Origin of the sequence: Micromonospora sp. NPDC005174 (assembly GCF_040608495.1) — a bacterium.
In the GTDB taxonomy this organism is placed as follows: Bacteria; Actinomycetota; Actinomycetes; order Mycobacteriales; family Micromonosporaceae; genus Micromonospora.
Genome location: NZ_JBEXIJ010000023.1, coordinates 1 through 15,567 on the forward strand (window position 1 = coordinate 1; position 15,567 = coordinate 15,567).

The window sequence follows — 15,567 nt, forward strand, 5'->3', positions numbered from 1 at the left end:
TAGGCCAGGACCCAGATGTTGCGGGGTGCGAAGTAGAACAGGGTCGGTGCGACCGTGCCGCTGTTCATGGTGTTCTGGCTGGCGGAGGCCATCTCGGACCAGTTGGTGAACAGGCCGAAGTTCATCGACCCCCACGACGTGCCGGTGTTGTGCGTGGTCGCGTAGACGAGTTGCCGGCCGTTGTAGGGGGCCACCGTGAAGTCCTTCAGTGACACCCAGCCCGACTTGGGCTGCGCGAGGGCGCCGGTCGACGACCACCGGTACGACGACGGCAGGTCACACGTGCCACCCGGGGGTGGCGTGGTGGGGGGTGGCGTGGTGGGGTTACCGCCACCGTCGACGCGCACGAGCTGCCACTGCTGGTTGGTGCCGTTCCAGTCGTCGTACTGCACGATGTTGCCGCCGTCAGCCGTCGAGGCGCCCTGCACCTCCATCGCCTTGCTGCTGTTGCGGTTGATCAACCGGACATAACCGCTGTCCGAATCGGCGAGCCGGAACTGCTGGTTGGTCCCGTTGTTGTCGGACCACTGCACGATCGCCCCGCCGTTGGCCGTCGAACGGCCGGAAACATCCAACACCTTGCCGGACAACCTCGACTTGACCCGGTAGTAGCCGCTACCCGAATCCACGAACTGCCACTGCTGCTGGTTGCCGTTGTTACGCGTCCACTGCGTGATCCGCGCACCGTCGCTCGTGGCCAGGTTGTAGACGTCCAACGCCTTGCCACTGTTGCGGTTCACCAACACGTACCACGCGCTCGTGTCGACAGTGGCCGCGGCGGCGGGCGACGACACCGCCATCGCGGCGGCGCCAGCCACCACCGCCGCCGTCACAGTGGCGGCTGCCGCTCGTACCAACCAACCTCGCCGCCGTGACGGCGGTGCTATCGCCGGAGACGTACCGATGGCAGACATGATCCTCCTCAATCACCGGGGAGCCGAACGGCCACCCCGAAGCTGGGCGCTTCGCGACACGGGACCGGGCGCATACGGCGGGAATGTTCGCGTTAACAGGATCCCGGCATGCTGGGGACGTGCGCCTGATTCACGGCCGACGATGCCGGCCGGCGGTGTATCGCATCCGACGTCGCCCTTGCCCATCGACTGTGAGCGATAACATGCTGTTCGTCAAGACGTAACATCCGCGTAAAACGGGGCCGTCGCGGCCCGCTCGGCCCATCGACGCCGGTCGCACGCCTGCCAGCCGCGTCATCCACAGTGCCCACGGTCGGGCCGACGCGCCCGGCGACGCGGGATGACCGACGCTGACATCGACGTCGGCGCATCTATCGTCCGCGACCCCCATGCCTCGGGCGCGCTTGCGGCGATTCGGCCGTCGGCGTACGCCCTGCGGTGGTGCCCAACCACCGCACCCGGGTCCGAAGCCGGTGGCCTCGGACCCGGGCATCGGTACTCAGGGGCTGGTGCAGGTGATGTTGCTGGGCGGGGTGGCGCCGTCGCCGGTGGCGGTGAACCCGAAGGTCGTCGAGCCGTTCGGCGCGAGCGTGCCGTTGTAGGCGGCGTTGCGAACGGTGACGTCGCCGGTGGTGCCCGTGTTGGTGCCGCTCCAGAGGCTGCTGATGGCCTGGCCGCTCGCCAGGGTCAGCCGTACCGTCCAGCCGTCGACCGTGCTGGCGGTGCTGTTGGTGACGGTGACCTCGCCCTGGAAGCCACCCGGCCAACTGTTGACGGCCCGGTAGGTGGCGGCGCAGGTGCCCGGCTCACCGGTCGGCGGCGGGGTGGTCGGCGGAGGCGTCGTCGGCGGCGGGGTGGTCGGCGGAGGCGTCGTCGGGGGAGGCGTCGTCGGCGGGGGCGTGGTCGGCGGCGGGGTGGTCGGCGGAGTGGTGGACTGGAACTGGCTGAAGAACCGCCAGATCTCCCCCGAGGTCCAGGTCCGGGAATCGTTGGGGCTGGACGACCCGTCGACCGGGCTCGGGGTGTGGTCGCCGTCGAACGCCGCCCACTGCACGGGGTATCCCGCACGGCAGCCGGAGTAGGTGGTGGTGATGTGGGTCAGGCTGCCCCGACTGGGCTCACGGGGACTCTGCGCGGTGCAGCCGTTGTTCCTGACGAACGTGTCGCGCAACGCCCGACCCTGGGAGATGTTCAGCACGCTGTCGTAGATGCCGTGGATACCGAAGTACGCCACGGGCTGGGTACCACCGTTACAGCCGCTGAGGTTCGCGCCGGAGAGGACGGTGACCGCACGGATGACGTTGGGTCGGGCGCAGGCCACCGCGTAACTCATGGCCCCGCCGTAGCTCCAGCCCAAAGCGAAACGCTGCGTCGTGTCGACACAGAGGTCGTTCTCGACCTGCCGGGAGATGTCGTCGAAGAGGGTCAGATCCCGCCCGTTGGTGTTGGCCCACCCGGCGTTGATGCCCTGCGGCGCGACGAAGATGGTGCTGTTGTTCGACAGCGGCGCGAGGCCGTAGTAGCCGGCCGAGGCGACGTTGCTGGCCGACCCGTTCAACCAGTGGAAGCCGAAGATCAGCCGGTACGGGCGGTTCCTGTCGTACCCGCTCGGGATCTGGAGGATGTAGGTGCGGTTCTGACCGCTGCTCGTGATCGTGCGCGTCCCGTTGGTGAGAGTGGGTGCCTTGCCGCAGCCCGCGGTCGCCGCGAGGGTGCCGTTCGTGGCAGCCGCCGCCTCACCGCGGAACCCGGCGCTCAGCGCGCCGCCGGTCGCCACGACGAGTACCGCCGCGGCCGCGACGAATGTCAGTAATTTTCTCCGTCTGACCATTGCTCGACTCCTTGCCGTTGATCGTGCGTACGACATGCGCCTCGCCTGGCGGTTCGGCGAGCTCCGGTTCGTGCCGGTGAGGGTGCTCGCCCCGCGCTGGCGGAACGAGGGGTCGGCCGACGAGGCGCCGTGACAGGACGTCCTTCCGTTGCGGGGCCGGCGTGCTTCGGCGGCCGGTGCGGCGTACACGGGTGGCGTACGGGCCGTACCGTCGCTGCCGGGGTTGTCCGCGACGGGGCATGGATGCGGGGGGTGCAGTCGGACCGGGGCGTCCGACGACCGCGCGGTCGCCTGGCAGTGGCGGAGCGGCCCGGACTGGTCACCGACCGGCGCGGCGGCGGGAAGGCGAGCCCTCGGCGTGCCTGCGCCAACTGTCCGCGGTGACTGGGAGCGTGCCCTTCGCTCCCCGCGCCGGAACATAGCATGTTATCGATAACATGCTCAACCGGCCGAGTGCTGCGCAACGGGCCACAGTGGGCGGTGCGGCCCAGTGATCATCGGTCGAAAGCGCTGGTCAGAGGGCTGGCCGGAGCGCGGCGCATCCGCCGTCCCGAACGGGTGTCCCGTCTACCTGGCCTCGGATCGAGGACTGTAGTCGGTGACACCGAGCAGCCTGTCCCCCAGGTCGCACACCATGTCCCGCATGCAACGGGTCCCGCCGTTCTGCATGGCGTGCATGGCGTCGCAGGCCTGCCGCCAGGCGTGGCAGGCGCCGGGCACGTCGTCGAGATCCAGGAACGTCCCACAGAGCCGGACCGACGCCTCGAAGACGCGGATCCGGCTCCGCGCCTCGACGGCCGCCTGCAACGCCTGCTCGAGCTGGTCCCGAGCCTGGCGCTGGTGCCCCAGCAGAGCGAGACACTCGCCGATCAGAGTCCGGATCGCGGCCTCGTCCGTCTGCGGTCCGGACTTCTCGCTGCGGGCGAGCGCATCGTCGAGGCATGCCATGGCCTCGCCGGGAGCACCGAGCTGGACGAGCGAGTGCCCCCGGGCCACGGATGCCCAGATCTCACCGTGCTCGATGCCCGCGGCACGGTACAGGGACAGCGCCCTCTCGTTCTCCTCGAGCGCCCGGTCGTGCTGGCCGAGCTGACTGTGGACCCGCTGTAGCGCGCCATGGACACCGGCCAACTCGGCGATCATGCCGTGCTCCGCGAAGATCCTCCGCGCATCCGTGAGCAGGTCCAGCGCCTCGTCGTAGGTGGCCAGGTAGTGGCAGGAGTCGGCCAGGCCCCACATGGCGTGGGCCGCACCGACCTCGTCCCCGCTGTCGCGGGCGGCCCGAAGTGCCACCCGCATCACGTCCTGCCAGTCGTGGAAGCGCCCGGTGAGCTGCAACCACGGCCAGGTGGTGAGCGCCAGTTGCCACGGCAGGACGCCGTAGGCGCCCTCGGCCGCGCGACGTACCGCCTCGAACAGGGTCTCCCGGTGGTCGTCGAACCAGCGGACCGCCGCGTCGTAGGAAGGCGGTCGTTCCGCGACGACACCGTCCGGGGCCGGGGCCGGCGCGACCGCCGGGCTCATCGGCGCGAGCAGGAGCGCGGCCTGATAGCTGCTGTGCAGGTAGTGCCGCAGGAGCCGGCTGACCGCCGCCTCCCGCTCACGCACCGGCTCCTCGGCGAGGAACAGTTCCTGCGCGTACGCCCTGAGCAGGACGTGCGAGGTGAACCGGCCCCTGTCGTCCTCGTCGAGCATGGCCGCGTCGGCAAGTTCCCGCACCATCGCGCGCGTCTGGGCCGGCGGGGTCTGGGACATGCTGGCGAACGCCTCGGCCGAGATGCCGGCCGTCATGGCGGCGGAGGACAGGCGGAAGAGCCGGGCCGCGTCCGGGCTGAGCTGGCGGTACGACCAGGCGAAGGCGGCACGCGGATCGCATACCCCGTGATTGTTGGAGAAGGCGGCGAGTCGTTGCGCGCCGTCGCGGAGCTCGGCGGCCACGTCCTCCAGGGCGAGTCGCGGACGCGCGCTCAGCCGGCCCGCCAGGATCGCCAGCGCGAGGGGTAGACGGCCACACATCTCGATGATCTCGTCGAGAGCATCGGACACCGGAGCGCTGCCCGCCAGGGCGCGGTTCGGCGCGTCGTTCAGCCGGCGCTGGACCAGCCTGCGGGCGGTCGGCATGTCCGGAGGGTCGAGGTGCAGCAGGTGTGCGCCGTCGCGGACCGCCAGATCGACGAGCGGACTCCGGCTGGTCACCAGGACCAGGCACTGCGGGGAGTTGGGCAGCAACGGGCGCACCTGGGCGGCGTCTCGCGCGTTGTCGAGGAGTAGGAGCATCTTTCTGCCCGCGGTGAGGCTCCGGTAGATGCCGACCCGCGCGGCGAGCGTCTCCGGGACGCTGGACATGTGGAAGCCCTGCGACGACAGCAGCGATCCGAGCGCGTCCCGGGCGGACAGGCCGTCGGTCTCGGGCTGCTCCGCGCGCAGGTCGAGGTAGAGCTGACCGTCGGTGAAACCCCCGGCGACCAGGTGGGCGAAGTGCGCGGCCAGCGTGGACTTTCCCACGCCGCCCATTCCGTCCAGAGCGACGACCAGCGGACCCGTTCCTCGCGCGTCGGCAGCCCCCGCGCGCAGGCCGGCGAGAGCCGAGAGCTCCGCGGTACGCCCGACGAAGGCGGGCAGGTCGGGTGGTAGCTGCGCCGGTCGTACCAGCGGCACCGGCCCCGACCGGACGCTCCGCCGTGTCCCGCCGCCGGTCGGGCCGTTCCCCTCCGAGGTCGTCGCCGTCCCGGCCAGCACCCGCCGGTGCGCGGACTGGAGTGCCTCGCCCGGATCGATGCCCAGCTCCTCGGCGAGGCGGGTGCGGACGGACCGGTACAACTCCAGCGCCTCCGCCTGGTGCCCGCCGGCACCCAGCGTGGCGATCAGACTCGCCTGCACCGGCTCGTGGAACGGCGCCATCGTGGCGGCCAGCCGCAGGGGCCGCAACACGTGCGTCGGACGTCCCAGTGACATGGCGAGTTCGGCCGCCGGCACGCAGAGGTCGAGGAATTCCCGATCAAGCGCAGCGAAGATCGACATCGCGGTGGTGCCGTGGGCGTACGTGTCACCGGCCGGCCCGCGCCACAGCCCCAGGGCCTGGACGTAGCGGTCCAGTGCCTCGTGACGATTGCCGGCCGTGAGGCTCGCCCGCGCGGCGCCGACGAGCTCGCGGAAGCTGAACAGGTCCAGCGAGCCGGGTGCCGGCGCGAAGAGGTAGCCACCGCCGTGCCGGCGCAGGTACGAGCCGGACGCCCGCAGCGGAAGCGAGGGTTCCATCAGTCGCCGAAGCGCGCCGACGTACTTGTGGATGACGTTGGAGGCGCTGGCCGGGGCGTCCTCGCCCCAGACGAGTTCGATGAGGTCGGCGGCGCTGACGGGTCGCCCTGCGCGGGCGAGGAGCAGGGCCAGCAGACGACCCTGCTGACGAGGGCCGACGTCCACCTCGACACCGTCGCGCCACAGCCGCAGGGGACCCAGGATCTCGAAACGCAGCGCGGCGGCGGTCGGCCGAGGTCCGTCTTGCCCATGGCGGACATCGACCGAACTCGACAATTCAATCTCCTGTTTCGCCTTGACCCGTCGCCACCATCGGCTACCACCCGCGCTCCCAGTCTACGTGGGAGGCCCGCCGGCAGAGCTCGTCGCCGAGGGCGGAACGGGACGAAACGCCGGACCGGGGCGGCGGCAACAGATATCTCACTGCGGGGAATACGTCGGATAATGACGTCCCGGCACCGTTCGTCCTTCTCCCGTCGAGGCCGGTGATCCCGCGCCAAACGGCAGCGAGGCCGTCTTTTCGGGTCCTAGACTGCGAGCGTGTCCGGCGGGGCCGCCCCCTGCCACGGAAGAGGTGCGGGTTCATGAATTCTCGGCCGACGAAACAGCAGGAGAGCCACCACGGCGGGGCCAACCGCGACATGCCGCCGGAACTCGGCTCGGATTCCATTGGCATATTCGAGGGCCGGACCTTCGTGTTGTCCAATTCTGTCGGCGACGTGCCAAACGATTCCATCGCCGGACTGGTGCACGACGACACCCGCTATATCAGCCGCTGGGAGATGACCCTGGGCGGACTCGCCCCACTGGTGCTCAGCGCGAGTACCGTCGATGCCTACTCGGCGGCCTTCTTTCTCGCCAACCCGGAACTGCCGGACCTACGGGCGAACGGGCTCGGCGTGCGCCGGGAACGTTTCGTCGGGGACGGCATGTACGAGCGCGTCGTGTTGCAGTACTTCGGCGCCGAGCCGGTCTCCGTACGTCTGCGGCTGGATGTCGGCGCGGACTTCGCCGACCTCTTCGAGATCAAGAGGTCGGGTCCGAGCAGGCTGGCCGACATCCGGCGGAACCACCAGTCGGACGGCTCCGCCCTGCGCTTCTCCTACCAGAACTCGCGCTGGTCGGTCGCCACCACGGTCGAGGCCGACCCGCCCGCCGAGCGGGTCGAGGGCGACTCACTGGCCTGGGACGTGCGCCTGGAACGGGGCGGCACCTGGAGTTGCGAGCTACGCGTCCTGCTGACCTGTCAGGGTAGGGAGTTCCAGCCCAGCAGCCGCGCCTTCGGCGAGTCGCACGACGCCGACGCCGACGACCCGGCGACGCGCTGGGTAGCGAGAAAACCGCACCTGAGCGCGGATTCGGAACTGTTGCGCAACGTCTACCACAAATCGGCCGCGGACCTGGTGTCGATGCGCATCGTCAAGGAGATCAACGGCCAGGAGATCGTCCTGCTGGCCGCCGGCATGCCCTGGTTCCTGACCGTGTTCGGGCGGGACACGCTGATCACGGCGTACCAGAGCGTCACCTGCGGCCCGGACGTCGCGCGCGGTGCACTGCTGACTCTCGCCGCGCACCAGGGCACCGTCGTCGACGACTTCAGCGACCAGGACCCCGGCAAGATCCTGCACGAGTTCCGTTCGGGTGAGCTGACGCAGCTCGGCATCGAGCCCTACGGCCCCTGCTTCGGCGCGGCCGACACCACCCAGCTGTGGCTCATCCTGCTCTCCGAGTACTGGCGGTGGACCGGCGACGACGCGTTGGTGCGGCAGTTGCGACCGAATGCCGACGCAGCGCTGCGGTGGATCGACGAATTCGGCGATCGCGACGGCGACGGTTACGTCGAGTACGCCACCCGCTCTCCGAACGGGATGCGCAACCAGTGCTGGCGCGATTCGCCGGACGGTGTGCAGTTCGCCGACAGCAGGCTCCCCGACCTGCCGGTCGCCACCTGCGAGATCCAGGGGTACACCTACGACGCCAAGCTACGCGCCGCGGAACTCGCCGACGGGCCCTGGGCCGACGCCCCGTTGGCACGACGACTGCGGGCCGAGGCCGCCGACCTGCGCGAGCGGTTCAACCGCGACTACTGGCTACCGGAGCGCGGGGGCTACTACGCGATCGGGCTAGACGCCGGGAAGCGGCCCATCGATTCGATGACCTCGAACATGGGTCACCTGCTGTGGAGCGGGATCGTTCCGCCCGAGCGGGCCGCCGTGGTGGCGCGGCACCTGATGTCCGACGAGATGTTCTCCGGCTGGGGTGTGCGGACCCTGGCGACCGTGGACGTCGGGTACAACCCCATCGGCTACCACCTCGGCACCGTGTGGCCACACGACAACTCGATCATCGCCGCCGGCCTTGCCCGGTACGGCCACCGGGACGAGGCCAACCGCATCGCGATGGCGATGCTCGAGGCGGCGGCCCACTTCGACTACCGCCTGCCCGAGGCGTTCTCCGGGTACGACCGTTCGCTGGGACGACGACCCGTTCCGTACCCCACCGCCTGCAACCCCCAGGCGTGGGCCAGCGGCGCGCCCCTGCTCTTCCTGCGGACGATGCTCGGGCTCGACGTCAGCGACGGCGTCCTCGGCACGGACCCGCACATCCCCGAGGAACTGGGCGGCATCCGGCTGACCGGGCTCAGCGTGCACGGCGCGAAACGGAGCGTCGACGCCTCCGGTTCGCGGTTGCGCTCTCTGGCCTGACGACGGGCGGGTCGACCGGGTCAGGCGGTCAGGAAGCTCGTCCGCAGGCTGGACAGCGCCTCGTGATGCCGGGACCGCACCGTACGGACCGGGACTCCGAGTATGCGGGCCGTCTGGTGCGTGGTCCGTCCCGCCAGGTAGGTGTGCAGGAGCACCGCGCGGTGCTCGACCGACAACCGCCGCAGCATGGAGACCGTCTCGGCGGCCGCGACGGCGGCGTCCGCGTGGTCCGGCTGGGCGACGTCGACCTCCGGCGCGGGTCGCTCACGCCCGACGGCGACCTTCCGCAGCGACGTCACGGCCAGATCACGCGCCACCGTCATCAACCAGTCCCGGATCGGGACCTCGTTGAGGCGGAGTCGGCCACCATGCTGCCAGGCGTGGATGAACGTCTCCTGCACGATGTCCTCGGCGAGGTGGTGGTCCACAACGAGCTTCTCGACGAAGGTGAGCAGCGGCCGGGTGTGATCGGCCATCAACTCGTCCAGCGCGGGAGTCCGACCGGACGCCGCGCAGGTCTCGTGAGCCGTTGTCATTGGCGGGTGCCTGGTCCTTAGCGAGCGGGTGTGCGAGCGGGCCCGCCGCCGACACCGTCCTGCGACCGGCACCGACGATCGACCCGATCCCCGACCCTACGGTCCGCCAGTTACCAACGTCGTGACGAACTCTTACCGGCCCGCGCCGGCACCCCGGCGCACCCCGAGTCCCCGGCCGATCACCTCGGGCGTGCGACGTCGAGCTGACCCGTGGACCGGACCGTCACCCAGGTCGTGACCGTCGCCCCGTCGACCTCGGCCGTGCAGGTGAACCGGTGTCCCTCGATGACCGGCTGGTCGACCGGACACGCGACGGTGTCCGCGTTCAGCCCGTAGTCGTCCCGGAGCACGGTCAGCACCTGCCGTTGCAGGGCGGCGGTGTCGAGGACCTTCTGGCGCGGGAGGTCGGGTCGGGTCACGGCCACGACCGTCCCCGCGACAACCAGAAGAACGAGCGGGACCGCGACGGCCACCACGAGCTTCGGGGACGGTCGCCGCCAACGGCTCGCCGTCGGCGCGTTCGCCGCCGGGCCCCAGTGCGGCGGGGGCGCGGGCTTCCAACGGGGTGCCAGCAGGGCCGTCCCCGCGCCGGTGCCCGCAGGGCTGTCGTTCATCGTCGGCTCCACGCTCTCAGCGGGTGGTGGGGGTCGGCACGGCGACGACCTCCGGCAGCGGCTTCGTCTTCTCGCCGGTCGGAGCGACCGCGAACCAGGTGCCACCGACTCCCTGGCCCCGGATGTCACCGGGCGCGAGGTCCTTGGCGAACCGGTAGACCGGCCAGCCGCCGATGGTCACCTGGCAGGTGCCGTCGGCCCGCTCGACGTACCCGACGAGTTGGGGGTCGACGCCGTCCGGGTAGATCCGACCGGGTGACGAGATGAGCAGCGGGGGCCACGTCTTCGCGCAGTCGCCCGCGCAGGTCGCCTTCGGCGGCCGCGCCGAGTCCTTGTCGAAGCGGTAGAGCGTCCTGCCCTGGCCGTCCGCGACGTACGTGCCGATGTCGGCCTGGTCCGTCGCCCGCAACTGCACCACCGAGCTGCCCTGACCACGGTCCGGGCTGGCCGGGACGGGTACGTCGGACGGCCCGCTGTAGATCTGCACGCGGCGCTGCGTCTTCGCCACGCTCGGTGGCGGCACCGGGCTGACCTCGATCACCTGCGGGGTCGGGTCCGCGCTCGCGCTGACGGATGCCACCGGAGACGCCCCCTGGGTCGGCGCGGTCGCGGTGCCGCCCGCCCCCGTGGAGTCCCCGCACGCGGTCAGCGCCGCCAGGCCGATCACCGCGATCGCGATCCGCGCTCTCTGCACCATGTTCGCTCCACCTCGTACTCGGTGTGGACCGGGCTCGTGCACAGGTCCGGCACCCACACGGACGTCGTACCGAAACGGTTCACCACCGCGTCACGACGGACGCCCGCGTCCGACTCGAACTTGCGCTGAACCGGATGGCGTGAGCATCCGTGTGGGTGGCGGCGTCGGCGCAAGACGGTCCACGAGGGGACCGGCTCGCCGACCCGGGAAACCGAGAAACCGGGAGGGCGACATGGCCACCTACCACATCGTCAGCGAGGACATCCAGGAGTCCGCGAGCTGGCTGCAGCAGAACATGCAGACCCTGCTGGACGGGATGACCCAGGCCAAGAGCAAGATCGACACACTGATCCAGGGTGGCTACAACACCCCGGGCGCGCAGCAGCAGTTCGGGCCGTACTTCGAGGAGTACAAGGGCAGCGTCGACCAGACCCTGCACGGCATGGAAGGCATCAGCCAGTACCTCACGCAGGTCAGCGACGCCTTCTCCGAGACCGACACGCAGACCGCCGCCAGCCTCAGCCGCTGACGAAACGAACGGTCGGGGCCGCGTGGTGAGCATTCACCGCGCGGCCCCGACCGTGTTCCCGACGGATCATCCGACCAGGAGATACCCGTGCGCCTGTTGCTCACCGTGACGGACCAGTCCACCCCCGCGACCGACTACCAGGTCGAGGCCGCCCTCGACTCCACCGTCGCGGAGCTCGCCGAGGTGCTGGCGGGGCGTCGTCCGGAACCCGGCACCCGCCCGCCGACGATCTTCGTCGCCGGCGCGCCGCTGGACCCCGGGCTCACACTCGCCGACGCGCCGCTGTGGCAGGGCAGCGTTCTCGAACTGGACCGCCCGGCACCCGTGTCGCCCGCACGGACGCCGGGTCCGCTGGAGATCCGGGTGGTCAGCGGTCTGGGCGCCGGCAACCTCTACCCGCTCGACATCGGCGAGCACGCCATCGGCCCCTCCGACGACGGCCACGTGCTCGTGCACGACGACCCGCTCGCGCCCGCGCTCGCGCGGCTGCGCGTGACCGAGGACGGGGAGTGCTGGCTCCACCCGACCGGACCCGGGCTGCTGCTCGACCGGGTGGAGATCGACGAGCAGGAGCGGATCTGGGCGACCGGGGCGCAACTCGCCGCGGGTTCGTCCCTGCTGGAGCTTCGCCGCCCCCTCGCGGACGAGGCGGCACTCCAGATCTCGGAGGACCGTACGGGCCTCGACTACAACCGTCCGCCCCGCCTGCTGCCCGCGGCGCGGACCACCCAGTTCACGCTCCCCGGGCCGCCGGCGCCGCCGGAGCGGCGGCCACTCACGCTGATCACCGTGTTGGCGCCGGTCGTGCTCTCCGGCGCCGCGTTCGTCATCACCCGCAACCCGCTCACGTTGCTCTTCGCCATCCTGTCGCCCCTGGTGCTCATCGCCGGTCAGATCGGCGCGCGGCGTCAGGGCCGGGCCACGTACCGCTCCCGGCTCGCCGAGTACGACAAGAAGAGGGCACGCATCAGCGGCGAGGCCGAGGAGGCGCTGGCCACCGAACGGCTGGTCCGCCGGGACAACTGCCCCGACCCCGCCGCGATGGGGCTGATCGCCGTCGGGCCGCAGCGTCGCCTCTGGGAGCGACGGCGTACCGACCCCGACTTTCTGGAGCTGCGGGTCGGCAGCGCGGACCTGCCCTCCGAGGTGGTGCTGCGGGACCTGAGCCAGGACGAGAACCGGCGCGAGGTCCGGTGGAGCGCCCTCGACGTGCCCGCGACCGTGCCGGTGCGTAAGCACGGAGTCGTGGGGGTGGCCGGCGACGCCGTCGCACGTACGACGGTTCGTTGGATGATGGCCCAGGCCAGTGCGCTGCACAGTCCGGAGGACCTGCAGATCTACCTGCTCTGCGGGACCGCCGACGAGGCCGGGTGGGCCTGGGCCGGATGGCTGCCACACCTGCGGCCCCGCGACGGTCAGGACACCCTCGCCACGGTCGGCACCGACACCCAGACCCTGGCCCGCCGGGTCGGTGAACTGGTGACGATCATCTCGTCCCGCTCCGGTGAGCGGGCCAACGGCGCGTTCCGGGACGTCCTCGTGGTGCTCGACGGGGCCCGCAAGCTGCGGTCCCTGCCCGGCGTCACCCAGATCCTGCGCGAAGGACCAGCGGTCGGGGTGTACGCCATCTGCCTGGACGCCGAGGAGAGGCTGCTGCCCGAGGAGTGCCAGGCGGTCATCGCCCAGCAGGAGGACGGATCGCTGCTGGTGACCCAGACCCTCGCCGCCCCGATCGCCGACGTCCACCCGGACGTCGTCCCGCCCGAGTGGCTGTACCGGGTGGCGCGGGCGCTGGCGCCGCTGCGGGACATCGGTGGCGCCGACGAGGAGAGCGCCCTGCCCGGCGCGAGTCGGCTGCTCGACGTACTCGGGATGGAGCCGCCGGAGCCGGAAGCCGTGACGGCCCGGTGGACCTCGGGTGGTCGGACCACCGAGGCGGTGCTCGGTGTGTCGCTCGACGGGCCGTTCGCGCTCGACCTGAAGCGGGACGGACCGCACGGCCTCGTCGCCGGCACCACCGGCTCCGGCAAGTCGGAGCTGCTGCAGACCCTCGTCGCGTCCCTCGCCGTGGCCAACCGGCCGGACGCGATGACGTTCGTGCTTGTCGACTACAAGGGCGGCAGCGCGTTCAAGGACTGCGTCCTCCTGCCGCACACCGTCGGCATGGTGACCGATTTGGACACCCACCTGGTGGGCCGGGCGCTGACCTCGCTCTCGGCGGAGCTGCGGCGACGCGAACACATCCTGGCCGAGGCCGGAGCGAAGGACATCGACGACTACGTGGAGCTGCTGCGCCGCGAGCCGTCCCGCGTCGCGATGCCCCGGCTGCTCATCGTGATCGACGAGTTCGCGTCGATGGTCCGTGACCTGCCCGACTTCGTGACCGGGCTGGTCAACATCGCCCAGCGAGGCCGGTCGCTCGGCATCCACCTGGTGCTGGCGACCCAGCGGCCGGGCGGTGTGGTCTCCCCCGAGATCCGGGCCAACACCAACCTGCGCATCGCCCTGCGGGTCACCGACAGCAGCGAGAGCCAGGACGTGCTGAACGCCCCGGACGCGGCCACCATCTCGAAGTCGACGCCGGGCCGCGCCTTCGTCCGTCTCGCCCAGTCGTCGCTGGTGCCGTTCCAGGCCGGCCGGGTCGGCGGATTCCGCCCCGGGGCGCGCAGCACCGAGCGACCGGCCCCCTGGCTGGCGCCACTGTCCTTTCCCGACCTCGGCCGGCCCGCGCCTCGTCGCCGTTCCGGCGAAGCGGCGCCATCGGCCGAGCTGACCGACCTGGCGGTGCTCGTGACGGCGATCCGGGATGCCAGCGAACGGCTCGGCATCCCGGCCCAGCACAGCCCCTGGCTACCCGCGCTGCCGACGTCGCTGACCGTGGACGCGCTGCCCCCGGCCCGCGCCAGCGACTACCACCTCCCGGCGGTCGCCTACGGGCTGGTCGACCTTCCCGCCCAGCAGGACCAGGTGCCGTTGGCGCTGGACCTCTCCACGCTCGGCCACCTGCACGTCATCGGCTCCTCGCGCAGCGGCCGATCGCAGACGCTCCGGACGATCGCCGGCGCTCTCGCCCGCGTCCACTCCGCGGCCGACGTCCACCTCTACGGCGTCGACTGCGGCAACGGGGCGTTGCTCGCCCTCAACGGCCTGCCGCACTGCGGAGCGGTGGTGCAGCGTACCGAGGCGGAACGGCTCGGCCGGCTGTTCGCCCGCCTCGTCGCGGAACTGGGCCGGCGGCAGCAACTGCTCGCCGGACGGGGCTCGGCGAGCATGGTCGAGTACCGCACCGGTACGCCCGCCGGTGAGCGACCGCCGCACATCCTGGTGCTCCTGGACCGGTTCGAAGTCTTCGACAAGACGTTCGCCGACTACGACAACGGCACGATCATGGCTGGTCTGCTCACGCTGCTCCGCGAGGGCGCCGGAGTGGGCATCCACGTGGTGCTGGCGGGTGACCGGGCGATGTTCTCCAGCCGGATCTCGTCCACGAGCGACGACAAGCTGGTGCTACGCCTGACCGAACGCGGTGACTACAGCATGGTCGGCATCAACCACCGGCAACTGCCGGACGAGATCGAGGCGGGCCGCGCGATCCGGGCAGCCGACGGCGCCGAGGCGCAGATCGCGGTGCTCGGCGAGGACACCTCGGGTCAGGGGCAGGCGCGCGTACTCGCCGACATCGCCGAGACGGCCCGGCAGCGGGACGCGGACGTCGCGGCCGTCGACCGCCCGTTCCGGATCGACGTGCTGCCCGACGAGTTGACTCTCGCGGACACGGAGGCGCTCAGCCGACCCGACGGACCGCTGTGGACCATGCTGGGCGTCGGTGGCGACGAACTCACCGCGATCGGACCGGATCTGACGATCGTCCCGACCCTGGTCCTGGCGGGTCCGCCGCGCTCGGGGCGGAGCACCGCGTTGCTGACGATGGTGGCCGGGCTGCTGCGCAAGGGCACGCAGGTGGTCGTGGCGGCGCCCCGCAGATCGCCGCTGCGCGAGCTGGCCGGCCTGCCGGGCGTGCTCGACCTCGTTCCGGGCGAGAACCTCACCTCCGCCGCTCTGACGGCCGCGCTGGAGCAACGGAGCGGGCCGGCGGTGGTCGTGCTGGACGACGCCGAGTTGCTGCTCAAGTGCGACGCGGGAAGCGAACTCGGGGAGATCGCGCGGTCCGGCACGGAACGAGAGCTCGGACTGATCATGGCCGGCACCATCGACGGCCTGTCCGGCGGCTTCGGCGGCTGGCACGTCGACGCCCGGCGCAACCGACAGGGCGCGCTCCTCAGCCCGCAGGGCCTCGGCGACGGCGAGCTGATCGGCGCCAAGCTGAGCCGGGGACAGCTCGGCGGGGGACGCCTGGGCCGAGCGCTGCTGCACCTGGGCGACGGTACCGTCCGCCTCGTGCAGGTGCCCCGGACCGACCCGGCGGCGCTACGGACGCTGGTGACGCCAGCGGAGACCGCCCCGGTGCAGGAGTGAGGTAGAG

Annotated in this window: 9 protein-coding genes; 3 read left to right on the forward strand and 6 right to left on the reverse strand. The window is 71.2% G+C overall.

Features of this window, described 5'->3' with window-relative positions; all coding sequences use genetic code 11:
• From ABZU91_RS22785 to ABZU91_RS22795, 3 genes are all read right to left on the reverse strand, one after another.
• The coding region (locus tag ABZU91_RS22785) for a non-reducing end alpha-L-arabinofuranosidase family hydrolase (RefSeq protein ID WP_355243828.1) at nt 1–914 on the reverse strand (914 nt) is incomplete at its 3' end.
• Between the two features lie 499 nt (nt 915–1,413).
• On the reverse strand, nt 1,414–2,745 hold the full coding sequence (locus tag ABZU91_RS22790; RefSeq protein ID WP_355243830.1) for a cellulose binding domain-containing protein: 1,332 nt from the start codon (nt 2,743–2,745) through the stop codon (nt 1,414–1,416).
• Between the two features lie 567 nt (nt 2,746–3,312).
• Nucleotides 3,313–6,279 carry a BTAD domain-containing putative transcriptional regulator gene (locus ABZU91_RS22795; RefSeq protein ID WP_355243832.1) on the reverse strand — a complete coding sequence of 989 codons (2,967 nt, stop codon included), beginning with the start codon at nt 6,277–6,279 and terminating at the stop codon, nt 3,313–3,315.
• Nucleotides 6,280–6,644: 365 nt separating this feature from the next.
• On the opposite strand from ABZU91_RS22795, the gene ABZU91_RS22800 reads away from it, so the two are divergent.
• Nucleotides 6,645–8,708, forward strand: a complete 2,064-nt coding sequence (locus ABZU91_RS22800; protein WP_355244066.1) for a glycogen debranching N-terminal domain-containing protein — start codon at nt 6,645–6,647, stop codon at nt 8,706–8,708.
• Between the two features lie 20 nt (nt 8,709–8,728).
• On the opposite strand, the gene ABZU91_RS22805 is transcribed toward ABZU91_RS22800, so the two are convergent.
• The 3 genes from ABZU91_RS22805 to ABZU91_RS22815 form a co-directional block, all read right to left on the reverse strand.
• Entirely contained in the window at nt 8,729–9,244 is a 516-nt protein-coding gene (locus ABZU91_RS22805) for a sigma-70 family RNA polymerase sigma factor (RefSeq protein WP_355243835.1), read from the reverse strand.
• 179 nt (nt 9,245–9,423) lie between these two features.
• Complete coding sequence (locus ABZU91_RS22810; RefSeq protein WP_355243838.1) at nt 9,424–9,858, reverse strand: DUF4333 domain-containing protein; 435 nt, start codon at nt 9,856–9,858, stop codon at nt 9,424–9,426.
• 16 nt (nt 9,859–9,874) lie between these two features.
• Complete coding sequence (locus ABZU91_RS22815; protein WP_355243841.1) at nt 9,875–10,555, reverse strand: hypothetical protein; 681 nt, start codon at nt 10,553–10,555, stop codon at nt 9,875–9,877.
• A gap of 232 nt (nt 10,556–10,787) precedes the next feature.
• Between ABZU91_RS22815 and ABZU91_RS22820 the strand changes: the two genes are divergently transcribed.
• Entirely contained in the window at nt 10,788–11,084 is a 297-nt protein-coding gene (locus ABZU91_RS22820) for a WXG100 family type VII secretion target (protein ID WP_007457407.1), read from the forward strand.
• A gap of 87 nt (nt 11,085–11,171) precedes the next feature.
• Nucleotides 11,172–15,560: an FtsK/SpoIIIE domain-containing protein gene (locus ABZU91_RS22825; protein ID WP_355243844.1), complete on the forward strand. Its 4,389-nt coding sequence runs from the start codon at nt 11,172–11,174 to the stop codon at nt 15,558–15,560.
• The last annotated feature ends 7 nt before the right edge of the window (nt 15,561–15,567 follow it).